Annotated in this window: 18 protein-coding genes, 1 tRNA gene, 1 other RNA gene and 1 pseudogene; 10 read left to right on the forward strand and 11 right to left on the reverse strand. The window is 71.5% G+C overall.

Annotation, left to right across the window (positions count from 1 at the left end; all coding sequences use genetic code 11):
- Window positions 1-154: 154 nt before the first annotated feature.
- Both CEY15_RS02600 and CEY15_RS02605 read right to left on the reverse strand, forming a co-directional pair.
- Window positions 155-568 carry a hypothetical protein gene (locus CEY15_RS02600; RefSeq protein ID WP_370650913.1) on the reverse strand — a complete coding sequence of 138 codons (414 nt, stop codon included), beginning with the start codon at window positions 566-568 and terminating at the stop codon, window positions 155-157.
- Between the two features lie 96 nt (window positions 569-664).
- Window positions 665-752 (reverse strand) — tRNA-Ser (locus CEY15_RS02605).
- A 106-nt stretch (window positions 753-858) separates the two neighbouring features.
- Here CEY15_RS02605 and ffs point away from each other — a divergent pair.
- From ffs to recR, 5 genes and pseudogenes are all read left to right on the forward strand, one after another.
- An RNA gene (gene ffs / locus CEY15_RS02610) (signal recognition particle sRNA small type) lies at window positions 859-953 on the forward strand.
- 47 nt (window positions 954-1000) lie between these two features.
- The gene (locus tag CEY15_RS02615) at window positions 1001-2272 is read left to right on the forward strand and encodes an aminotransferase class I/II-fold pyridoxal phosphate-dependent enzyme (protein WP_095717154.1); all 1272 of its coding nucleotides are present in this window, start codon (window positions 1001-1003) and stop codon (window positions 2270-2272) included.
- 504 nt (window positions 2273-2776) lie between these two features.
- Window positions 2777-5476 carry a DNA polymerase III subunit gamma and tau gene (locus tag CEY15_RS02620; protein ID WP_095717155.1) on the forward strand — a complete coding sequence of 900 codons (2700 nt, stop codon included), beginning with the start codon at window positions 2777-2779 and terminating at the stop codon, window positions 5474-5476.
- A gap of 113 nt (window positions 5477-5589) precedes the next feature.
- Complete coding sequence (locus tag CEY15_RS02625; RefSeq protein WP_095717156.1) at window positions 5590-5925, forward strand: YbaB/EbfC family nucleoid-associated protein; 336 nt, start codon at window positions 5590-5592, stop codon at window positions 5923-5925.
- An 82-nt stretch (window positions 5926-6007) separates the two neighbouring features.
- Window positions 6008-6613, forward strand: a pseudogene (recR, locus tag CEY15_RS02630) (recombination mediator RecR); the annotation flags it as partial.
- A 156-nt stretch (window positions 6614-6769) separates the two neighbouring features.
- Here the strand turns inward: recR and CEY15_RS02635 are convergent.
- The gene (locus CEY15_RS02635; protein ID WP_095717158.1) at window positions 6770-7699 is read right to left on the reverse strand and encodes an amidohydrolase family protein; all 930 of its coding nucleotides are present in this window, start codon (window positions 7697-7699) and stop codon (window positions 6770-6772) included.
- A 159-nt stretch (window positions 7700-7858) separates the two neighbouring features.
- Between CEY15_RS02635 and CEY15_RS02640 the strand changes: the two genes are divergently transcribed.
- Complete coding sequence (locus tag CEY15_RS02640) at window positions 7859-8551, forward strand: ArsR/SmtB family transcription factor (RefSeq protein WP_095717159.1); 693 nt, start codon at window positions 7859-7861, stop codon at window positions 8549-8551.
- On the forward strand, window positions 8544-9323 hold the full coding sequence (locus CEY15_RS02645) for an SRPBCC family protein (RefSeq protein ID WP_095717160.1): 780 nt from the start codon (window positions 8544-8546) through the stop codon (window positions 9321-9323). Before CEY15_RS02640 ends, CEY15_RS02645 begins: the two co-directional genes overlap by 8 nt.
- A gap of 27 nt (window positions 9324-9350) precedes the next feature.
- Here CEY15_RS02645 and CEY15_RS02650 read toward each other — a convergent pair whose 3' ends face one another.
- From CEY15_RS02650 to CEY15_RS02660, 3 genes are read right to left on the reverse strand one after another with little or no spacing between them, the layout of a single operon-like run.
- Window positions 9351-10160 carry a type 1 glutamine amidotransferase gene (locus tag CEY15_RS02650; protein WP_095717161.1) on the reverse strand — a complete coding sequence of 270 codons (810 nt, stop codon included), beginning with the start codon at window positions 10158-10160 and terminating at the stop codon, window positions 9351-9353.
- Window positions 10157-11449, reverse strand: coding sequence for a MurT ligase domain-containing protein (locus tag CEY15_RS02655; RefSeq protein WP_095717162.1), 1293 nt, complete (start codon window positions 11447-11449; stop codon window positions 10157-10159). Before CEY15_RS02655 ends, CEY15_RS02650 begins: the two co-directional genes overlap by 4 nt.
- Before the next feature lie 27 nt (window positions 11450-11476).
- Complete coding sequence (locus CEY15_RS02660) at window positions 11477-12547, reverse strand: serine hydrolase (protein WP_095717163.1); 1071 nt, start codon at window positions 12545-12547, stop codon at window positions 11477-11479.
- 179 nt (window positions 12548-12726) lie between these two features.
- On the opposite strand from CEY15_RS02660, the gene CEY15_RS02665 reads away from it, so the two are divergent.
- The 3 genes from CEY15_RS02665 (at window position 12727) to CEY15_RS02675 (ending at window position 15581) form a co-directional block, all read left to right on the forward strand.
- Window positions 12727-13668 (forward strand): exonuclease domain-containing protein, encoded by a 942-nt coding sequence (locus tag CEY15_RS02665; RefSeq protein WP_017836355.1) that lies wholly within the window; start codon window positions 12727-12729, stop codon window positions 13666-13668.
- A 113-nt stretch (window positions 13669-13781) separates the two neighbouring features.
- Window positions 13782-15143: an aspartate aminotransferase family protein gene (locus tag CEY15_RS02670; RefSeq protein ID WP_095717164.1), complete on the forward strand. Its 1362-nt coding sequence runs from the start codon at window positions 13782-13784 to the stop codon at window positions 15141-15143.
- A gap of 6 nt (window positions 15144-15149) precedes the next feature.
- On the forward strand, window positions 15150-15581 hold the full coding sequence (locus CEY15_RS02675; protein WP_095717165.1) for a phage holin family protein: 432 nt from the start codon (window positions 15150-15152) through the stop codon (window positions 15579-15581).
- A 218-nt stretch (window positions 15582-15799) separates the two neighbouring features.
- Here the strand turns inward: CEY15_RS02675 and CEY15_RS02680 are convergent, their stop codons facing one another.
- From CEY15_RS02680 to CEY15_RS02700, 5 genes are all read right to left on the reverse strand, one after another.
- Window positions 15800-16900, reverse strand: a complete 1101-nt coding sequence (locus CEY15_RS02680; protein ID WP_017836358.1) for a peptidoglycan recognition protein family protein — start codon at window positions 16898-16900, stop codon at window positions 15800-15802.
- Between the two features lie 434 nt (window positions 16901-17334).
- Window positions 17335-19197, reverse strand: coding sequence for a 2-isopropylmalate synthase (gene leuA, locus CEY15_RS02685; protein ID WP_095717166.1), 1863 nt, complete (start codon window positions 19195-19197; stop codon window positions 17335-17337).
- 156 nt (window positions 19198-19353) lie between these two features.
- Window positions 19354-19818: a GNAT family N-acetyltransferase gene (locus CEY15_RS02690; RefSeq protein ID WP_095717167.1), complete on the reverse strand. Its 465-nt coding sequence runs from the start codon at window positions 19816-19818 to the stop codon at window positions 19354-19356.
- A gap of 73 nt (window positions 19819-19891) precedes the next feature.
- Window positions 19892-20659 (reverse strand): trypsin-like serine protease, encoded by a 768-nt coding sequence (locus tag CEY15_RS02695; RefSeq protein ID WP_095717168.1) that lies wholly within the window; start codon window positions 20657-20659, stop codon window positions 19892-19894.
- 172 nt (window positions 20660-20831) lie between these two features.
- Entirely contained in the window at window positions 20832-21758 is a 927-nt protein-coding gene (locus tag CEY15_RS02700) for a DMT family transporter (RefSeq protein WP_095717169.1), read from the reverse strand.
- Between the last annotated feature and the right edge of the window lie 21 nt (window positions 21759-21779).

Raw genomic sequence — 21779 nt, forward strand, 5'->3', positions numbered from 1 at the left:
GGTTGACGGCCCGCCGACTCCCTGTCAGATCGGGGTGTCCCGGTCCTCGACTGTGACTCTACTCACATTGCTTTGACGTGTGTCTGGACTTTCGGCAGACGACTTCCGGGGTCTGTGGTGGCCGTCAACGGCGACCGTCCGTGGCGGCGGGCGCTCAGGTCGGCGCGAGGAGCGAGGTGACGGTGTCCCGCAGCCGGAGCGGGTCGATCGGGTGCGGGACCGACGCGTCGGCCCGGGACCAGTCGGCCAGCCACCGGTCGTCCGCGCGCCCGATCAGCACGAGGATCGGCGGGGTGTGGTCGAGCTCGTCGCGCAGCTGCTTGGCCAGACCCAGCCCGCCGGTGGGGGCGGCCTCGCCGTCGAGGATCGCGAGACCGATCCCCCCGGCGTCCATGTGCTCGATCACCACCGGTGCCGTGGCGACCTCGGTGAAGTGCAGTCGGGGGAGGTCGGGGTGCGGGCGCGTGCCCAGTGCTGACATGACGCGGCTGCGGGTCGCGGCGTCGTGGCTGTAGACGAGCACCCGTAGCTCGACGTCCGGACTGGTGATCTCGGTCACGTTCGCGATGCTACCGAGCGGGCTCGGCTGCGGTGGGGGCAGCCGGCGCACCGGCCGAAATGAGAGACGCGGCCCGGGCTCGAGAGCACCGGGCCGCGTCTGCGGCGGAGGATAGGGGATTTGAACCCCTGAGGGGCTATAAACCCCAACCCGCGTTCCAGGCGAGCGCCATAGGCCACTAGGCGAATCCTCCGTGGACGAGAGTACCCAGCGCGGCCAACCACTGGCAAACCATCCGGGAATCACCGGCCACATCCCGGGCTGCGTGCAGCGGCGGAGGCGGCACGGCTAGACTCGTCACCGGACCCCGCGCGGCGTCCATCCTGTGAACTCCCCCAGGGCCGGAAGGCAGCAAGGGTCAGCGGGCTCTGGCGGGTGCGCGGGGTCCCTTTACGTCTGGGTACACACACCACCGACGATGTCGACCTCCCGGAGGCCACTATGGCGCTGTCCGATCTCTCCGCCGACGAACTCACCCGACTCGAGTCCGAGTTGTCGTCCGAGTACGACTCGCTCGCCGACCGGGGACTGTCCCTGGACCTGACCCGCGGGAAGCCGTCACCGGAGCAGCTGGATCTCTCCGAGCGACTGCTGGCGCTTCCGGGGGAGGGCGACCACACGGCCGGCAAGACCGACGTCCGTAACTACGGCGGCGGCGCCGGTCTGCCGGAGCTCCGCGGGATCATCGCCGAACTGCTGGGCGTGGACGCCGGCCGCGTGATCGCCCAGGACAACGCGAGCCTGTCGATCATGTACGACCTGCTGACGTTCTCGATGCTGTTCGGTACGCCCGACTCGGAGCGCCCGTGGAAGGACGAGCCGAAGCTCCGCTGGCTGTGCCCGGTCCCCGGGTACGACCGGCACTTCGGCATCACCGAAGCCCTCGGTATCGAGATGATCCCGGTGGCGATGGGGGAGGGCGGCCCGGACATGGACGAGGTGGAGCACCTCGTCGCCACGGACCCGTCGATCAAGGGCATGTGGTGTGTGCCGATCTACTCCAACCCGACCGGGACCGTCTACAGCGACCACACCGTGTCCCGGCTGGCCCGGATGGCCGCGGCCGCCCCGGACTTCCGGGTGATCTGGGACAACGCCTACGTGGTGCACACGCTGACCGAGGACTTCCCCAAGGTGCCCGATGTGGATTCGCTGGCCGCCGAGGCCGGTCACCCCAATCGATTCCTGCAGGTGTGTTCGACCTCCAAGATCACCTTCGCCGGGGCGGGGGTGTCGTTCCTCTCCGCCTCCGAGGCGAACCTCGACTGGTACCTGGGGCACACCGGGATCCGGTCGATCGGCCCCAACAAGGTCAACCAGCTGGCACACGCGCGCTTCTTCGGTGACGCCGACGGGGTGCGGGACCACATGCAGAAGCACCGCGAGATCGTGGCCCCGAAGTTCGAGGCGGCCGCCGCCGCACTGGGCCGGAGGCTCGGCGGGTACGACGTGGCGACGTGGACGAGTCCCGAGGGCGGGTACTTCATCGACCTCGAGGTGCCGGACGGCACCGCCACGGAGACCGTACGTCTGGCCAAGGCGGTCGGGGTCGCGCTGACCCCGGCGGGTTCGGCTTATCCGTACGGGCAGGATCCCGACGATCGGCACATCCGGTTGGCCCCCACGTTGCCGCCACTGGCCGAGGTGGAGGAGGCGATGGACGTGGTGGGCCTGTGCGCGCTGCTCGCCGCGTGCCGCGATGCGCGAAAGTGATGTAACAGCGCCTCCCCCTTCGTTAATCACCTTCCCCCATGGGTCGGGTGCGCCGGGCGCCCGCCCTCGCGCTCCGGCGCGGGTCGCCGAGCCGTCTTCACCTGCGAGACATGCCCCAACGTGATCTACAACACGTTCCCATCGGGTGGGCACGCAGGGGGACCGCGGCGGTGGCGCTGACGTGCACGTATGTCGCCAGCCGCATAGTTGAGCAATAGTCAACGAGAGTAGGTCCTTGATCCCCGCAGGTCGGCATGGTTGTATCTCTACCGTCCGGACCCCACAAGGGATCGGGCACCGGAGTGCGGCTGAGGGGCTGCGAGGGGCCGGTGCTTCGATCCTGGTCCGGAACCGCGCCGCGAGGGTCTGAGGGGGCCCGCACCGCCGCGCGAGGGACGTCGGGAGGGGCTGCGGAGACGCGGCCCCTCCGGTCATTTCCGGAGGTCGTGTCCCGGGACGCGGAGGGCGGACCTCGCCGTCGTACCCCCTGGGTACCCTCTACACGTGGCCCTCTATCGGAAGTATCGCCCCGCCTCCTTCGCCGAGGTCGTGGGCCAGGAGCACGTCACCGAACCGCTCTCGGTGGCCCTGTCCTCCGGTCGCATCAACCACGCCTATCTCTTCTCCGGCCCGCGAGGGTGCGGCAAGACGTCGTCCGCCCGGATCCTCGCCCGGTCGCTGAACTGCGTGGAGGGGCCCACCGCCACGCCGTGCGGGGAGTGCGACTCGTGCGTGGCCCTGGCACCCGGGGGCACGGGCACGCTGGACGTCACCGAGCTCGACGCGGCCAGTCACGGCGGCGTGGACGACACCCGCGACCTGCGTGAGCGGGCGTTCTTCGCGCCGGCGTCGTCCAGGTACCGGGTGCTCATCATCGACGAGGCGCACATGGTCACCAACGCGGGCTTCAACGCCTTGCTCAAGATCGTGGAGGAACCGCCGGAGCACCTCATCTTCATCTTCGCCACCACCGAGCCGGAGAAGGTGCTGCCGACCATCCGCTCGCGGACGCATCACTACCCGTTCCGCCTGCTCACGCCGTCGTCGATGCGCGGGCTGGTCGAGCGGATCAGCGAGCAGGAGGGCGTGAGGGTCGAGCCCACGGTCTTCCCCCTGGTCATCCGCGCGGGTGGCGGGTCGCCGCGTGACACGCTGAGCGTGCTGGATCAGCTGATGGCGGGCGCGGGCGAGGACGGCATCACCTATTCGCGTGCGGTGAGTCTGCTGGGAGCCACCGAGGTCGCGTTGATCGACGACACCGTGGACGCGCTCGCCGCGGGTGACGGTGCGACGCTGTTCCGGACCGTCGACAAGGTCATCGAGGCCGGGCTCGACCCCCGCCGGTTCGCCGCCGACCTGCTCCAGCGGTTGCGGGACCTGATCATGGTGCAGTCGGTGCCCCAGGCCATCGAGCGCGGGCTGGTCGACGCCCCGGTCGAGCAGGCCGACACCATGCGGCGCCAGGCCGAGAACATCGGGCCCGCCACCCTGGCGCGGTGTGCGGACATGGTGCACGAGGGGATGGGGTCGATGCGCGGCGCCACCTCGCCCAGGCTGCTGCTGGAGATCCTCTGCGCCAAGCTGCTCCTGCCCTCCGCCGACGACTCCATGATCGCGCTGGTGCAGCGAGTCGAGGCGCTGGAGTCGGGCACCGCGCAGGCGGCCACCGCGCCTGCCGGTGGTGCCCGGGTCCGGGACGGGGGTCCGTCCGGAGTGGGTGGGGCTTCGCCGGACGACGACGAAGGGCGCTCCGGCACGGGCGGCGCACCCGGCACGCAGCCTCCGGCCCAGGCGGAGGGTCGGCCGAAGTTCGTGCGCCGATCCCAAGCGCAACCCGCCGAGCCGGCCGCCCGGCAGGAGTCGCAGGGAGACGCGGCGACGCAGCAGCCGCCCTCGCCCGCGCCCGCGCCGCAGGAAGCTGCGCCGCAACAGCCCGCGCCCGCGCGGCAGGAAGCTGCGCCGCAACAGCCTGCCCCGCAGCAGCCTGCGCCGCACTCGACCGCGCCACACCCGACCTCGCCCGCGGCCCGGCCGGTGCAGGCCACGCCCGACGGATCGGCCGTGCCCGCCGAGTCGGTCGCGCAGCAACTGGCGGAGAACCAGCGGTCGAACGCCGGTCCCTCGGCTTCCGCTCCGGACCCCGCGCCGCGCGACGCCGCACCCGGGCCTTCCCCTGCAGTGTCCGCCGACGTGACCGCGGCCCCCGCGACCCCGTCTCGGGCCGCGCCTGCAGAGCCGGTGGAGTCGCGCCCCTCCGCGGCCCGGCCCGGCCCCCTCGAGCCCACTCGGGCGCCCGCGTCCGAGTCCACGCCCATGCCCGACTCGGCGCCCGACTCGGCGCCCGCCGCGGAACCGATCGCGGACCCGTGGCGTGAGCCCGGAGCGGCACAGGACCAGTCACAGGACCGGGCTCAGGGCAGGGGACAAGACCATCCGCAGCCCGCGACCGGGGCTCGGCCGGGGCCTGCCGAGGAGCCCGGGCGTGAACCCGAGCCCGCCGCCGCCCCCACCGCCGCCGCCCCCACCGCCGCTGCTGCCCCCGCTGCCGCCGCCGCTCCCGGCATGGAGGCCGAGGACATCCGTCGCGCGTGGCCCGCGATCCGCGACGCGGTCCGCAGGAGGACCCGCACCGTCGAGGTGATGCTCGCCGGCGCGACGGTCGCCGGGGTCGACGGCCGGGTCATCCACCTCGTCCATGACTACGCCCCGCTGGCCAAGCGGCTGTCCCAGCCGCACAACGCCACCGCGATCACCGACTCGGTCACCGAGGTGGTGGGCGGTGACTGGACGATCCGCTGCACCTCCGGTGGAGCCGCGGCCGCCGCCGCGGACGGTGCCCCGGCTCCCGCTCCGGCCCGGGGTGCAGCCCCGGCTCCGGCGGACGCGCCCGGGAGCGCGCAGCAGCCCGAACCCCAGGGGTGGCAGCGCCGGCTACGCGGGGGTGATGGCGGTCAGGGTGCGGGAGACGGGCGGTCCGGTGCGGTCGGTGCGCCCGGTGGCGGGTACGACGACATCCCGCCGCCGCCCGAGGAGCCCGAGCCGGAGGCCGGGGAGCCCGACGGTCCGCCACCACCCCCGGTGAGCGAGGAGGAGATGGTGGACGAGGCCCGCAGTGGGCCGCAGAACATCGATCACCGGACCGGCGAGGACATCGCTCTGCAGTTGCTCAAGGAGCACCTCGGGGCTCGTCCGCTCGAGCGCTGAGCGGCCCGGCCCGCCGCGCGGCGGGGCACGCTGTCCGATGGTGCGGTTACCCTGGGTTCCGACCGACCGGGGCCGCCCCGGCTTAGATGAGGCACCAGCCGAAAGGACCCGCCATGCAGCCCGGACCCGACATGAACGCCCTCCTCGAGCAGGCCCAGCAGATGCAGGCCCAGCTCGCCCAGGCGCAGCAGGAGATCGCCGCGAGCACGGTCGACGGCCAGGCCGGTGGCGGCCTCGTCACCGTCACCATGCGCGGCACCGGTGAGGTCACCGGGGTCACGGTGGACCCCAAGGTCGTGGACCCCGAGGACATCGAGACGCTCCAGGATCTGCTCGTCGGTGCGTTCGGCGACGCCCACACCAAGGTCCAGCAGCTCGCCGAGTCGAGGCTCGGCCCCCTGGCCTCCGGCGGCGGCCTCGGCGACATGATGGGCGGCCTGGGCATGTGAGCCCGGCGGGACCCGGGGATATCCGGGACCCGCCACCCGGCGGCGCATCCGCCGCCGGGAACGACACAGCACAGGAACGGCGATGTACGAGGGACCAGTCCAGAACCTGATCGACGAGTTCGGCAAACTGCCGGGCGTCGGTCCGAAGTCCGCGCAGCGGCTGGCCTTCCACCTCCTGCAGGCGGAGCCGGAGTCGGTGGAGCGGCTGCGTTCCGCGCTGCAGGCGGTGGTCGACGGCGTCACGTACTGCGAGGTCTGCGGCACGGTGTCGGCGGCCGAACGCTGCCGCATCTGCTCCGACCCGCGGCGCGACCCCACGCTCATCTGTGTGGTCGAGGAGCCCAAGGACATCGAGGCGATCGAGCGCACCCGCGAGTTCCGCGGGCTCTACCACGTGCTCGGTGGCGCGCTCGATCCCATCAACGGCATCGGGCCCAACGAGCTGCGCATCGCCGGCCTGATGAGGCGGGTCGGGGAGGAGTTCGAGGGCGAGGAGATCGCGGAGATCATCATCGCGACCGACCCCAACACCACCGGCGAGGCCACCTCCACGTACCTGGCCAGGTTGCTGCGGCCGTTCCCCGAACTCGTGGTGAGCCGCCTGGCCTCGGGCCTGCCCATGGGCGCGGATCTCGAGTTCGCGGACGAGCTGACCCTGGGCAGCGCCCTGTCCGGCCGCCGAATCCTGTCCGGTGGACCCTCCCAGCCCGCGCGGTCGGGAGGCGTGCTCCGTCCCGAGCAGAGTGAGCCCCGGGCTCCCCAGCCGTTCCCCGAACCGTCTCCCGAACCGGCGGAACAGCGGATGCCGGGGCCCGACAGCGGCGCGGCGGGCTGGACCGGTCTGTCAGAGGTCGAAGAGCCTCGCGGCGTTCCCGTGCCACACCGCCCGTAGCCAGTCGTCGCCCATCCCGAGTCCCGCCAGGGCGTCGAGTTGGTGCGCGAACGGGTAGGGGATGTTGGGGAAGTCGGTCCCCAGCAGGATCTTGTGCCCCAGATCGGCGAGCCGCCCGCGCTCCGAGGCAGGGAACGGGCTGATCTCCTCGACGAAGTCGGTGAACGCCATGGTCGTGTCCAGGTAGACGCCGCTGTACCGCTCGGCCAGGTCCAGGAACTCCGAGTACTCACCCATGCCCATGTGGGCGATGATCAACGGCAGATCCGGGAACCGCTCGAGCACGTCCGCGACCGGCTCCGGGCCCGTGAAGGGTCCCGCCACGGGACCGCTCCCGCAGTGGATCACCGTGGGCACCTGCGCCTCCGCGAGTCGGCCCCACACCGGGTCCAGCAGCGGATCGCGAGGGTCGTACTCGCCCACCTGGATGTGTGACTTGAACACCCGGGCCCCGGCCTCGATCGCGTCGCGGACGTAGTCACCCGCGGTCGGCTCGGGGAAGAAGGTCGCGGTGTGCAGGCAGTCGGGGTGCCGAGAGGCGAAGTCCGCCGACCACGAGTTGAGCCACGCCCCCATGTCCGCCTTGTGCGGGTACAGCATCGACGAGAACGCCAGTACGCCGTAGGACCTCAGGCGGGCGACCCGCTCGTCCTCGGCCTCCCGGTAGGTGATCGGCCACGTCCGGCCGATCTTGGGGCCGGCGGCGTCGAAGTAGTCCCACACCTTGGCCATCACGCGGTCGGGCATGAAGTGCGTGTGGACGTCGATGATCCCCGGAAGACCCAGCGGCTCCCACAGAGCCCGCACCTGTGCCGCCTCGTGCGCGGGATCGGGAGGGGTCACGGAGCCGGCGAGGGTGGCGGTGCCGTGGTGGATACACATGGATCCGAGCGTAGGCGAGCGCTGACCTCCGGCCGACTGATCGGGTCCGGCCCGGGGGCGTCCACCCCCGGGCGGTCGAGTGCCGACGGGGAAAAATTCCTTGACAAAAAATTTTGTCGGCAGGAGGCTGGGTGCCAACCAACACAGGAGGCCGGGGGCATGCAGGACATCGGCGTGATCGACAGCGCAGAGGTGGCGACCGCCGCCCTGGCCCCGATCCGCACGCGCCTGTTGGCCGAACTCTCCGAGCCGGGGTCGGCCACCACGCTCGCCGCCCGGCTGGGTGTACCGAGGCAGAAGCTCAACTATCACCTGCGGCAGCTCGAGAAGCACGGGCTGGTCGAACTGGTCGAGGAGCGACGGCGGGGGAACGTCCACGAACGGATCCTGAGGGCCTCGTCGTCGTCGTACGTCGTCTCTCCCGGGGTGATGGGACGGACCCAGCCGGTCGTCGGCGCCGACAGCGACCAGGCGTCCCCACGATGGCTGCTCGCGCTGGCCTCACGGATGGTGCGCGAGGTGGGTGAACTGGTCGTCGGGGCGCGCCGGACCGGCAAGCGGGTCGGGACGTTCGGTCTCGACGGCGAGGTGTGCTTCGCCACCCCGGCCGACCGCGCGGCGTTCGCCGACGAACTCACCGACGCGGTGACCAGGCTCGTGTCCAGGTACCACGACGACTCCTCCGATGGGAGCCGCCGACACCGGCTCATCGTGGGGATGCACGCCGTCCCACCCGGGAGCACCGACTCATCCGGGGGCGCCGGGCCATCCGGGCGAACCGACTCATCCGGGCCCACCGATCCATCCGGGCGAACCGACCCATCTGAGAGTGAGGAGAAGGACGATGTCTGACCAGCCCAAGCGGATCGAGAAGTCCATCGAGCTCGACGCCACGCCGGAGGAGGTGTGGGAGGCCGTCGCCACAGGTGAGGGTATGGCGTGTTGGTTCGTGCCGCACCGGTTCGACCCGCCGGAGGGGGGCGTCGGCGCCCGCGTCGTGTCCGACTTCGGGTCCGGCAACATCTCCGAGGCCACGGTCCGGGAGTGGGAGCCCGGGCGGCGGTACTCGTCCTCTGCGGACGGCCAGACGGAGGTCGTGGAGTTCCTCGTCGAGGGCAGGGACGGCGGCGGAGCCGTGCTGCGGCTCATCCACAGCGGAATCACCGGCGAGGACTGGGAGGCCGAGTACCACAGCCACGGCTGGGACGGGTTCCTGGCCAATCTCCGCCGCTACTTCGACCACTTCCGCGGCCTGCCGCCGGCCACCGTGTCGATCATCGCGTTCAGCGACCTCGACAAGGATGGCATCTGGGCGCGGTTCAACGACGCGCTGGGGATCGACCGACAGCCGGCGGTCGGCGACACCGTGCACCTGACACCCGATGGGCTCGACCCGATCGACGGCGTGGTGGAGGTGGCCGAACCGGGGAATCTCGGCATCCGCAGCAACAGCGGCGCCCATTTCTTCAGCGGCGACGGCGCGTGGGGCATGGTCACCGTCGTCCACTACTACTTCGGCGACGAGTTCGACCGCGACGTGCTCACCGCCGGGTGGCAGCGTTGGGCGGACAGCCTCTTCCCGCCGCCGGCCGCCGCCCCGCCGGCCGCCCCGCCGGCGGGCTGAAGCGCACCACCCGCGCGCGGGAAGGCGTCAACGGCGGGCGGCGGCCAGGCGTTCGCGTCGCAGCTGGTCGACCGCCGGCACCTCGACGGGCGGCAGCGAGTCGACGCCGAGCGCGCGGCTCAGCAGCAGGTCCGCCAACTCGGGATTCCGGGCGAGCACCGGGCCGTGCATGTAGGTCGCGATCATCGACCCCTGCACCACTCCCTCGACCCGCCCGCCGGCACGCGCGGGCTCGCCTGCCGGGACGCCGTTGCCCACTCCCGAGGTGGCCACGCCGAGCGGGGCGGCATCCGGGCCCAGCACGGTGGCGCCCATGTGGTTCTCGAACCCCGTCAGGGTCTGGGTGAGCCCGGCCATTTGCGGTTCCGCCACCAGCTCGCCGATCGAGCGGGTGGCCTGCGGCGAGGTGGTCACGTCGAGCAGGCCCAACCCGGGAGCGCGGGAGCCGTCGGCGACCATGAACCACTCGCCGAACACCTGCATCCCGGCGCAGATGGCCAGCACCGGCACCCCGCGCGCGACGGCCCGCTGCACACCGGGCGAGCCCGACAGGTGTCGTGATGCGAGCTTCTGGGCGGTGTCCTCGCCCCCGCCCACCGTGTAGATGTCACACGAGTCGGGAACGGCGTCGTCGAGGGTGATGCGGACGATCTCGGCGTCGTACCCGCGCCACCTCAGGCGTTGGCGCAGGATCAGGGAGTTTCCGTCGTCGCCGTAGGTGCCCATGACGTCGGGCAGCACCAGGCCGATGCGCACAGTCGACTCGGTGGGCCGCGGGGAATCGGGGGAGACGGTGTCGAGCGGTGAGGCGGAGGCCCCGGCGTCGCGGTCGGTCATGGCTGCTGCTCCTTCCGGGCGGCGATCGCGCGTCCGAGGTCGCGGAACGCGGTGTAGTTGGCCAGCACCTCGACCCGGCCGGGTGGGCACCGCCTGATCGCGGACAACGGGTCGGGCTCGAGCTTGTGCTCGACCCCGGCGTAGCTCAGGCGCACCGACAGGTCCGCGGCGCGCTCACCGGAGGCGTACACGGACACGCCCTCGAAGCTCTCGAAGCGCACGTCCCACAACCACGACAGGTCCACGCCGTCGGCGACCTGCCCGTTGACCGCGATCACCAGGCCGTCCGCCGAGGTGTCGATCATGCCGAGGGCCTCCTGCCAGCCGGCCGGGTTCTTGGCCAGCAGCAGGTGCGCCGAGCGGCCGTCCACGTCGACGGTCGAGTAGCGGCCCGCCACGTCGTCGACCTGCTCCACCGCCCGGACCGCGGCGGCGGGGTCGGCGCCCATCGCCACTGCGGCGGCCACGGCCTGGGCGGCGTTGCCGCGGTTGGCGCGGCCCGGGATGGCCAGCCGCATCGGCGCGGTGAAGCCGTCGGGCCCGTGGATCGCGTCCTCGGTGACCCACCAGTCGGGCTCGGGCCGCGCGAACTGCCGCCCGTCGGGCAGTGTGCCCCTGGCCTGCCAGCGGACGGCGCCCGTCTCGTCCACGGTGCGCGTGATCGGCTCGCCGGTGCGCGGGCAGCTCACCGAATCACCGGCCCACGCGTTGCCGGCCGCCACCCACACCACCGACGGGTTGTCGAAGGCGACCGAGGTGATCATCACGTCGTCGCAGTTCGCCACCACCGTGGCCTGGGGCTGCGCTGCCACCCCGGCCCGCAGGCGCCGCTCGATGGAATTGATCTCTCCCACGCGGTCCAGCTGGTCGCGGCTCAGGTTGAGCAGGACGATCGCCTCGGGCCGGGTGTTCTCCGCGACCGCCGGGGTGTGCAGCTCGTCGACCTCGATCGCGGCCAGCGGGGCCTCGCGGTCGGCGCCGAGGGCGGAGACGATCCCGGCGTCCATATTGTCGCCGCCTGTGTTGGAGGCCACCGGGGCGACCGTCGACAACGCGGAGGCGACCATCCTCGTCGTCGTCGACTTGCCGTTGGTGCCGGTGACCAGCACGGATCGCCGCCCGGCGGCGAGCTGGGACATCAGGCCGGGGTCCAGCTTGAGCGCGACCAGCCCGCCGATCATCCCGCCCGACCCGCGGCCGGACACCCGGGAGGCCCAGGTGGCCAGACGGGAGACGGCCACGGCTGCGCGGCCACGGGGGGTCAGTGCGGTGTGCGCGCGGGAACTCATGCGACGAGTCTAGGCAGGGGCGCCCGCTCAGAAACGCGCCGCACCGCCGAGCGCCCGGGCCACGTCCTGACCCAGCCCGGCGATCACCTCGTCCGGCGTGTCGTCGGGGCCGGCCGCGGTGGCGATCACGGCGATCGCGTACCGACCCGAGGTGGTGTTGACCACGGCGATGTCGTGGGCTTCGGTGTCGGTCTCACCGGTCTTGTTGGCGGTGGACCCCGCGGGCAGGTGGGCCGGCAGCTTCCACGTCCGATCCTGGTCGCTCATCAGGCCGAGCACGGTCCGCGCGACCGCGGGCGAGGTCAGGGCCTCGCCTGCGGACGCGCGCCCGTCGGCGGCCCGCACCAACTCGGTGAGGTACTCCACGCTCCCGCGCGCGCTGACCCGGCTCCAGTCTCCGGTCCATTCCCATCGGAAGGCCCCGCCGGTGTGGAATTCATCGGCCAGGCCCACCCTGTCGGCCACGTCGTTGATCGCCTCGATCGGGTCGTCGGTATCGGGCGCCGAGGGCCCGTCGACGGAGAGGTCGTAGAGCAGGTTGGCGGCGTCGTTGTCCGAGACCGAGATGGCCGCCTCCAGCAGGTCCCAGAGGGGGCCGTACGGGGTCTCGGCGGTGGGGTCGGCGTCCCAGGCCTCGAGCGCCGCCACCGCGAAGGCCACCTTGATCACCGAGGCGGCGTAGCGGGGGTCGTCCTCGCCCGAGCACACCATGCGCTCGTCCGGGGCGTCGATCGCCAGGACGCACGCCGCCAGCTCGTGGCCCTCCAGGTCCGCCTCGGCGACGGCCCCGGACAGCAGCGGGCCCACCTCGCGCCAGCCGGACGGGACCGGCCGCTCGCGGTGGGCGGAGTCCTCGACCCGGCCGTCGGGGGCCGTGGCGGCGAGCGGCACCGATCCGGCCCGGGCGCTGGCCGACGCCGTGTCCGGGCTCCCCATCTCGGTTCCGGGCGCGGTCACCGCCACACCCAGTACCGCCGCCAGGCACAGTGCACCATAACCGCCCGCGGCCAACCTGAGCAGCCGCCGGGAGCGCCGTCGTGCCCGCACCGGGGCGTCCCGCAGACGGGCCGCGGGAGTGTCCGACCGGTACCGCGCCACGGGCTCTCCTGGTTCTGACCGGACCGGTGGTGGCCGGTGCGCCGAATTGACGGACTCGACAGTAGTCGTCGGAGATGTCGGGGTGGTCTGCCACGATAGGCGACACGAGCGGACACGGCCGGACAAGGTCGGACGAGGTCGGACGCGGTGGGCACGGTCGGCACGGGGGACGGGGGGACATGAGCGGCTGGGTGGTGGTGGACGTCGAGACGTCCGGGATGAGGCCGTCGGTCGACCGGGTGCTGTCGGTGGCGGCGGTAGTGATCGACGACGACGGCGAGGTGGTTGAGGAGTTCGTGACCCTGCTCAACCCGGGGGTCGACCCGGGGCCGGTTCACGTGCACGGCCTCACGCCGGCCCTGCTCGCGGGCAAACCGCGCTATGCCGACGTGGCCGCGGACCTGGCCCGGGTGCTCGACGGCCGGACGGTGGTGGCCCACAACGCCACCTTCGACGCGTCCTTCCTGGCCTCGGAAGCGCGGCGGGCCGGGCTCGAGCCGCCGTTGGAGCAGTTCCTGTGCACGCTGGACTTCGCGGGCCGGCTCCACCTGTCCACCGCCGACCTGAAGTTGGTCACGCTCGCCGCGCACTTCGGGGTGGAGCAGCGGGCCGCGCACGACGCCCACGACGACGCGCTGGTGCTGGCCGGGGTGTTCGCGGGGATGCTGCAGGTCGCCGCGGCCAAGGATGTGCAGCCGTCGGTGCGGCGCCTCGACGGGATGCTGGCGGATCCGGAGACCGGTTTCCTCGTCTCCCGCGTCTGGGCCGAGGCCCTGGCCGCACCCAGGCTCTGGCGGCCGGCCGGGCGGTTGAAGCGTGGCGGCGGGCTGGTGCAGGGAATGGAGGTGGTCTTTACCCAGGACGTCGACCGCGACCCGGAGGAGATCGCCGGCTTCGTCGTCGATTCGGGTCTCTACCTGGCCGACCGCATCTCCTCCCGCACCTCGCTGGCGGTGTGCGACGCCCCCGGCGCGGTCCGGGGCCGTGCCGCCTTCGCCCGGAAGAAGGGACTCGAACTGGTCCCGTTCGCCCGGTTCTCCGAGATGCTCGCCGATGTGGCGCCCGGGCGGCCCGTCGCGGGCGCCCAGGCGGTGGACAGCGCGCAGGAGGCGCTCTTCTGACGGACGCCCGCTGACGGGCGCGTTCCGCATCGTGGAGCGGCGGTCCGGGGGGTCGCGGCGGAACTGACATGATGGTCTGCGGCCCACGTCGTCGACAACAGGAGTACCTTCCCGTGCCCGCACCCCAGAACGCCGCCGCCCGCGAGGTCTACGAGAAGGAGCGGGCCCACGTCCTGACCCCGTGGTCCGCCTGGGGCGCCAGCGACCCGATGGTCGTCACCGCCGCCGAGGGCTGCCACCTGACCGACGGCGACGGCAACCGCCTGCTCGACTTCACCTCCCAGCTGGTCAACACCAATATCGGCCACCAGCACCCCGTCGTGGTCAAGGCCATCCAGGACCAGGCCGCCGAACTGTGCACCATCAACCCCGCGCACGCCAACGCCGCCCGCGCCGAGGCCGCCCGTCTGGTCGCCGAGGTCGCGCCCGCCGGGATGAACCGCGTGTTCTTCACCAACGCCGGCACCGAGGCCGTCGAGCACGCGATCCGCATGGCCCGCCGCCACACCGGCCGTCACAAGACCCTCTCGGCGTTCCGCAGCTACCACGGCGCCACCACCACCTCGATGAACCTCACCGGCGACACCCGCCGCTGGGCCAACGACCACGGCAACACCGGTGCCGTGCACTTCCACGCGCCCTACCTGTACCGGTCGCAGTTCTACGCGGAGAACTCCAAGCAGGAGTGCGACCGCGCGCTCGAGCACCTGGACTCGCTCATCGGCCTCGAGGGCCCGGACCACTTCGCCGCCCTCATCATCGAGTCGGTGCCCGGCACGGTCGGCATCATGGTGCCGCCGGCCGACTACCTGCGTGGCGTGCGCGAGATCTGCGACAAGTACGGGATCGTGATGATCTGCGACGAGGTCATGTCCGGCTTCGGCCGCACCGGCGCGTGGCTGGCCCTGGACAACTTCCGTTCCGGCGACGACGACTGGGCGCCCGACCTCATCACCTTCGCCAAGGGCTCCAACTCCGGCTACGTCCCTCTGGGCGGGGTGATCCTGCACGACCGGATCGCCGCCTCCTTCGAGACCACCCCGTACACCGGCGGCCTGACCTACGCGGGGCACCCGCTGGCCTGCGCCTCGGTGGTGGCCACGATCAACCTGATGCGGGACGAGAAGATCGTCGAGAACGCCCGCCTGATCGGCGAGGACGTGATCGGCCCGCGCCTGCGCCAACTCGCCGAAAAGCACCCGTCGATCGGCGAGGTCCGCGGCCTGGGTGTGTTCTGGGCCGTGGAGATGGTGGCCGACCGCGAGACACGCGAGCCCCTCGCCCCCTACGGTGGGACATCGGAGGCCATGGCAAGGACCTTCGCCGCCGCGAAGTCCGACGGCGTGCTGTTGTTCATGAACTACAACCGATTCCACATCGTTCCGCCCTGCATCATCACGGCCGATGAGGCGAACGCGGGGCTCGACGTGTTCGACCGCGCACTCGATGTGGCCGATTCCTACGTGGGGAGCTGACCGCGCATGGCGCTGGTACTGGGACTGATAGTCAACGCCGTCGCCCTGTGGGTGGCGACACTGCTCGTGCCGGGGATCTCCCTGTACGAGACCGCCGGGGACGCCGGGATCGACGCCGGCGCCGTCGACAACGAGGTGAGCGTGCCGACCATCGCGGCGCTGCTCATCGTGGCCGTGGTGTTCACGCTGATCAACGCGGTGGTCAAGCCCATCGTGCAGTTGCTGTCGCTGCCGCTGACCATCCTCACGCTGGGGCTGTTCCTGCTGGTGATCAACGCTCTGATGCTGATGCTCACCAGCTGGGTCACCACGACGTTCCAGCCGTTCGGCGCCGAATATCACGTGAGCGGGTTCTGGGCGGCGTTCTTCGGGGCGATCGTGATCGGCCTGGTCAACTGGGTGCTCGGCATGGTGCTGCCCACGCGCGCCCGCGACTGACCCGCCGCTGTCGGGTCAGGCCGCCGCGCCCGGCCTGTCGTGGGGCGGGCGCGTGTGGCTGCCGAGGTGGAGCGCGCTGGCTGCGTGGGGAGCCCCGCCGTCACCCGGGGTCGCCCCGCCGGCCTCATGCAACGAGAAGAGCGTTCCGAACACATCCCGCGAGTGGGGAGGTTCGGAACGCTCTTTTCGATGGGTGAAGCGGGTCGGTCGGACCTGACTCAGGACCCGAAGGCGGCCGAGGAGACGGCACTCGGGACCCAGTTGCGTGCGGCGACGTCGCGGATGAACTGCATCTGCGGGTAGAACGAGTTACCCGGGCAGGCGGTCCCGCCCCAGTCGCGGTGACCCGAGACGGCCGGCATATTGCGCGTGGCCCCGCCCTGCGGGTTGCGGTAGGTGATCCCGCCGCGCGGGTTGATGCCGGTGGCCGAACACAGGGCGCGAACGCAGTCGATGGTCGCGCCCACGGCTGCGGCGGTCGGCGGCGCCCCGGTGAAATCACCCAGGACGCACACGCCGATGTTGCCGTTGTTGACGCCACCCGTGTGGCCCGCGGTGACCACCGGGGGAGCGATACCGGCGACCGGGGGCACCTGGAAGACCGGGGTCCCGCCCACGGTTCCGCCGCGGCCCTGGTAGATCCGGCCCTCCGGGTCGATGAGCAGGTGGTACCCGACGTCGCCCCAGCCCAGCGTGTTGGCGTGGTAGTTGTATATCGCGCGGACGCTGGCGGCGCGGTCCGGTCCGACGGGCGAGGCCGTGTGGTGGATGGTGATCGCCTGCGCCGGGAAGAACTGCGGCGCCCAGCGGTTCCCCGAGACGTCACCGGCGCCCCAGGCCGCCCGCGGGATGATCGGCAGTCCGAGCGTGCCGACGCTGCCCAGGCTGTAGTTGCGCGGTGCGCCACGTCCGTCGTCGAACGCGGTGGCACGGGCGCCCGCGGGTGCGTCCACCTCGTAGCCCACGGAGCCCTCCGGCGCCGCGATGAGATCGGAGGCGGGCGTGCTGCCGCTGTCCGGAGCGGAATCCATCGCCTCGAGCGGGAGCCAGTCGCCCACGGAGCCGTCGGGGAACGCGAAGCGGATGCGACCCGCGATCTCCTCGGCGCTCGGGAAGGTCACTCCGACGTAGCCGAGCGGGCCGTTCGGCTGGATCATCCCGCTGCCTGTCGGGACGGACTGGAGCAGATCCTGCGCCATGCCGAGGGAACCGGTGTCGAACGGATTGGCCCCGGCGAGGGGGCCACGAACGGAGGAGGCGACAGCGACGCCGACGCCGACTGACGCGGCGGCGAGGAACCCACGGCGTGAAACGGGCATAAGGGGGCACTCCAGACTCGTACTGCAGAAAAGTGACGCCTGGCATATCGGCGCGATCACCGGACACATTACGCGCTCGACGTAACCAAATCGAGATAATTGTTACCACAGTGATACATGGGAACACTGTTACTCAGGGGGCGAAATTGGGGACTTCGGGGCCATGCACGGCGGGCCCCGCCCCCGCGGTCCGCCGCTCCGCGAGGCTGTCCCGCACGACCCCTGCTGCCCCGCCAACGAGAAGAGCGTTCCGCACACCGCTTCTCGGGCGATGTGTGCCGAACGCTCTTCTGGTCGGGGCCGGGCCCAGCTGGGGCCCAGGGTGCGGGCGCCGGGGCGGGTACCGCGCCCAGGGTGCGGGCGCCGGGGCGGGTACCGCGCCCAGGGTGCGGGCGCCGGGGCGGGGCCGGGCCCGGTGTGCGGGCCCCGAGCGGTCAGGGGGCCCAGGTGCGGGCGCCCTCGATGCTGCCCACGGTGTCCTCGGAGTCGACGGCCTCGTCGGCGTACGCGCGGTTGACGGCCGAGACCACGGCCCGCAGTGTCGCGGTGGTGATGGAACCGGCCCGGCCGACTCCCCAGAACACCCGGTTGCCGAACTGCACCTCCACATACGCGGCCGCGGTGGCATCGTCGCCGGCGGTCATCGCGTGCTCGGAGTAGTCGAGGATGCGCACCTCGTCGTCGAACATCTCGTTGAGCGCGGCGACGAACGCCGCCAGGGGGCCGTTACCGGACCCGGTCAACTCCTTGGTCTCGCCCTTCCACTTGACCACGGCGTCGATCGAGTCCACACCGTCGTCGGTCTCTGCGGGCACGAGGTGCTGGGACATGCGCTCCATGGGCGAGATGCGGTCCAGGTACTCCAGCGTGAAGATGTCCCACATCTGCTTGGGCGTGACCTCGCCGCCCTCGGAGTCGGTGACGCTCTGCACCAGCGCGGAGAACTCCATCTGGAGGCGCCGCGGCAGCTGCAGGCCGTAGTCGCTCTTCATGATGTAGGCCACGCCGCCCTTGCCGGACTGCGAGTTCACGCGGATCACGGCCTCGTAAGTGCGGCCCTCGTCCTTGGGGTCCACGGGCAGGTACGGGACCTCCCAGGTGATGTCGGTGATGTCCTCGCCGCGGGCGTCGGCCTCGGCCTGCAGGGCGTCGAAACCCTTGTTGATCGCGTCCTGGTGCGAGCCCGAGAAGGCGGTGAACACCAGGTCGCCGCCGTACGGGTGGCGCTCGGGCACGCGCAGCTGGTTGGCGTACTCGACGGTCCGGCGGATCTCGTCCATGTCCGAGAAGTTGATCTGCGGGTCGACACCGCGGGTGAGCAGGTTCATGCCCAGCGTGACCAGGCAGACGTTGCCGGTGCGCTCGCCGTTGCCGAACAGGCAGCCCTCGATGCGGTCGGCGCCGGCCTGGAACGCCAGCTCGGCGGCGGCGACGCCGGTGCCGCGGTCGTTATGCGGGTGCAGCGAGAGGATGGTGGCGTCGCGACGCGCGAGATTGCGGTGCATCCACTCGATCTGGTCGGCGTACACGTTGGGCGTGGCCATCTCGACGGTCGCCGGCAGGTTGAGTATGATCGGGTTCTCCGGCGTGGCCCCCACGACCTCGGTGACGACGTCGCAGATCTCCTTGGAGAACGCGAGCTCGGTCCCGGTGAAAGACTCGGGGGAGTACTCCCAGCGCCAGGTGGTGTCCGGGTAGTCCTTCGCGATGGTGGTGACCAGCTCCGCGGCGTCGGTGGCGATCTTCTTGATCGCGTCGCGGTCCTTACGGAACACCACCTTGCGCTGCAGGATCGAGGTGGAGTTGTAGAAGTGCACGATCACGTTGGACGCGCCCTCGCAGGCCTCGAACGTGCGGCGGATCAGATCCTCGCGGCACTGCACCAGCACCTGGATGGTCACGTCCTCCGGGATCGCGTCGTCCTCGATGATCTCGCGGACGAAGTCGTAGTCCGTCTGCGACGCCGACGGGAACCCGACCTCGATCTCCTTGTAGCCCATGCGGACCAGCAGCTCGAACATCCGACGCTTGCGGGCCGGGCTCATGGGGTCGATCAGGGCCTGGTTGCCGTCCCGCAGGTCCACGGCGCACCACTGGGGCGCGTGGGTGATGACCTTGTCCGGCCAGGTGCGGTCGGGCAGCGAGACGTCCTCGACCTCCTCGGCGAACGGCCGGTAGCGGTGGGCCGGCATCGAGGAGCCCTTCTGTCGGTTCCACGACGGTTGGTCGGGGCGTCCGGGCTTCGAGGGGGGAGAGATGGTCGACGACGACGAGACGAATGCGTCAGCGGGGTTCATTGCGGGGCTCTACTTCCGTGGAATCGATCTGTGGGGATCGGACCGGCGCGACGAGATCCCGCGACGGGGAGCCGGTCCGCCTCAGCGGGCCCCGCCGCGGCACCCAAGAAGGAGCACGCGCTGCATGGGGGTCACCATACACCGATCCGGGACGGGTCACGGAATCGGGATGACGAAGGTCGTGGACTGTGTGGATCCCGTGGACCCCGCAGCCCCCGTCGTCGCCTCGGGCGGGGTGAGGGGGGAGTCCGCGCCCGGGTCCCGGTCGTGCTGCATCGAACCCCAGAGGCTGCGACAGCCGGCCTCCTCGGCGATGTCGCGGGCCTTGTCGACCAGGCGGTGGGCGATCCCGCGGCCGCGAAACGGTTCGCTCACGCGGATGCCGTAGACGAACAGGTCGGGGCTGGCGCCCATGTAGCCGGTCTCCACGGCCACGAGCATCCCCACGGGGACGTCGTCGTGAAACGCCAGCAGCAGGAGGTTGGATCCGTTGTCGAGGAAGTCCCGGGTCCACTCCGCGGTGGGTGGGTAGCGGAACAGGTCGTCGACGGACAGGACCAGGTCGAGATCGCCGCGTGAGGCGCGACGGATCACGAGCTCCGGTTGCTCCGGCGAGGTCATCAGCTCAGTGTGACAAAAACGCGGGCGGTCCGGCGCGGGAGCGTGGGGGCTGGGTGCGACCGGACCGTCTGCGTCATCGGTTGGCGATCATCCAGTTGATCCACCCGTTCTGGAACGGGATCGACTCGTACCAGGCCGGATTGGTCCCGTTAGGCTGGCGGCGTGCGTGGTCGGATCCCGAGTGGATGCCCACCAGGAGGTCACCGTGGAACACGGGCCCCCCGGAGTCCCCCAACCCGTACCCGCCCTGGGTGGTGTGGGACCGGCCGATCCAGGATCCCGCCCGCGGCTCCATCCGCTCGAGGCGGGTGAGGCCGGTCCGGAGCTCGGCCGACCGCTGGCCGCGGGGGGTGGTCTCGCCGAAGCCGTGGAACCGCAGCACGTCGCCGGGTATGGGATCCCTGCCGGCGCGTTTGACCGACGGCGACGGCGCCGGATGTGCCAGCTTGAGCAGCATGACGTCACCTGCGGGTGCGTGGTAGGCGGCGACGGGGGTGTGGCGCCCGAGGCTGCCGGAGTCGAGGGAGCCGAACGCGCCGACGATCGGCGGGCTGGCGAGCGAGGCGGTCTCGGCGAACCCTCCGGGCACGGTCGCCTGGTTGCCGAACCCCAGGGTGTACGCGGTCGGGTTGGCGGGCCCGCAGTGTTTCGCCGTGGCCACCCAGTACGGTGCCACGACCACTCCCGAGCACGGGGTTCCGGGGACGCCGCTGAACGTCGTGATCTGCACGGCCCACGGGGCGGGTCCGGAGGGTGCGCCGTTGACCACCGCCCCGGCGGTGGGGGCGGAGACGACGAGGGGGGTGAGGATCGCGGCGGCGGAGGCGAGCGCGGTCGCCACGAGCCGGGGTGCGCGGCGGGGGGTTCGCCGGCCCAAGTCGGCACAGCTGTTGCTCAAGGTGCCACTGGGGCGGGTGAGGCGCATGAGGCTCAGCTTAAGTGATGGGATCGACGTGCGCTGCCGCTCGGGGTGGGTCCTCATGGCTCTGGAATCGCGGGCGGCTGCGGCCGCGTTACCCCGGCACCGGCGGCGGCCGCGTTACCCCGGGGCCGACCGCGTCCGAGTCGCCCGCGCCGCCCGGGTCCGGCTGTGGCTCGGCATCGACCTCCTTGTTGGCCAGCTGCACGGTGGCCACCACCATCAACACCAGGGTCGCGGCGAGGATCGCGAGTTCGGCGCCGTCGACGGTGAACCACTCGCCCAGCACCACCACCCCCAGCCCCAGCGCCACGACGGGCGTGGTGACGGTCGAGGCGGGCACCGCCTGGTGCACCGCCCCCACCGAGAACGACATCTGCTGCAGCGTCAGCGCGATCACCGCCGCCGCCACCAGCCCGTAAACCTCGCCCGTGGTGAACACCTCGACCAGCCCGCCCGAATACCAGCGGTCGGCGACACCCTTGGTGAGCAGCGCGACATACGCGAACGCGAGACCGCCGGCCACCCCCAGCAGGAGCGCCCGGTTGCCGTTGCGCCGACGGTTGCGCGACAAGCGCAGCAACACGGCGATGGCCACGAGTCCGCCCGCGCACGCGAGCGCCCACTCGTACCAGGGCGGGTGGTCGTCGCCCCCCATGGGACGTCCGTAGATCACCAGGACGACCACGCATCCCGCCAGGACATACCCCCAGAACAGTTCGGTCTTGGTGACACGGCGGCCGGTCACCCAGGCCCCGAGGGGAAGGGCGAAAGTCAGTGAGAGGACGGTGATGGTCTGCACGAGGATGAGCGAACCGAATGCCAGCGCCCCGCCCTGGAAGGCGAACCCGGCCAGGCTGATCGCCATCCCGGACCACCAGTATCTGCTGGCCAGGACGCCGAACCGGCCCTCGAGCCGGCCGCCGGCGCGCCCCTTGGTGCGATGCCGCATCACGGTGCCGAAGGCCTGGCTGAGGGCGGCGGCGAGGGCCAGGAGGACGGCCAACCATGTTTCTGTCATCGATGATGAGTAAACACCTCC

This window comes from Dietzia natronolimnaea (assembly GCF_002289575.1).
Classification (GTDB): domain Bacteria; phylum Actinomycetota; class Actinomycetes; order Mycobacteriales; family Mycobacteriaceae; genus Dietzia; species Dietzia natronolimnaea_A.

Bases quoted from the DNA above. Each gene is read 5' to 3' on its own strand.
- CEY15_RS02625 (WP_095717156.1), top strand. From the start codon at position 5,590: ATGCAGCCCGGACCCGACATGAACGCCCTCCTCGAGCAGGCCCAGCAG.
- CEY15_RS02680 (WP_017836358.1), bottom strand. From the start codon at position 16,900: ATGCCCGTTTCACGCCGTGGGTTCCTCGCCGCCGCGTCAGTCGGCGTC.
- CEY15_RS02645 (WP_095717160.1), top strand. From the start codon at position 8,544: ATGTCTGACCAGCCCAAGCGGATCGAGAAGTCCATCGAGCTCGACGCC.
- CEY15_RS02690 (WP_095717167.1), bottom strand. From the start codon at position 19,818: ATGACCTCGCCGGAGCAACCGGAGCTCGTGATCCGTCGCGCCTCACGC.
- CEY15_RS02665 (WP_017836355.1), top strand. From the start codon at position 12,727: ATGAGCGGCTGGGTGGTGGTGGACGTCGAGACGTCCGGGATGAGGCCG.
- CEY15_RS02675 (WP_095717165.1), top strand. From the start codon at position 15,150: ATGGCGCTGGTACTGGGACTGATAGTCAACGCCGTCGCCCTGTGGGTG.
- CEY15_RS02635 (WP_095717158.1), bottom strand. From the start codon at position 7,699: ATGTGTATCCACCACGGCACCGCCACCCTCGCCGGCTCCGTGACCCCT.
- CEY15_RS02615 (WP_095717154.1), top strand. From the start codon at position 1,001: ATGGCGCTGTCCGATCTCTCCGCCGACGAACTCACCCGACTCGAGTCC.
- CEY15_RS02650 (WP_095717161.1), bottom strand. From the start codon at position 10,160: ATGACCGACCGCGACGCCGGGGCCTCCGCCTCACCGCTCGACACCGTC.
- CEY15_RS02655 (WP_095717162.1), bottom strand. From the start codon at position 11,449: ATGAGTTCCCGCGCGCACACCGCACTGACCCCCCGTGGCCGCGCAGCC.
- leuA (WP_095717166.1), bottom strand. From the start codon at position 19,197: ATGAACCCCGCTGACGCATTCGTCTCGTCGTCGTCGACCATCTCTCCC.
- CEY15_RS02640 (WP_095717159.1), top strand. From the start codon at position 7,859: ATGCAGGACATCGGCGTGATCGACAGCGCAGAGGTGGCGACCGCCGCC.
- CEY15_RS02700 (WP_095717169.1), bottom strand. From the start codon at position 21,758: ATGACAGAAACATGGTTGGCCGTCCTCCTGGCCCTCGCCGCCGCCCTC.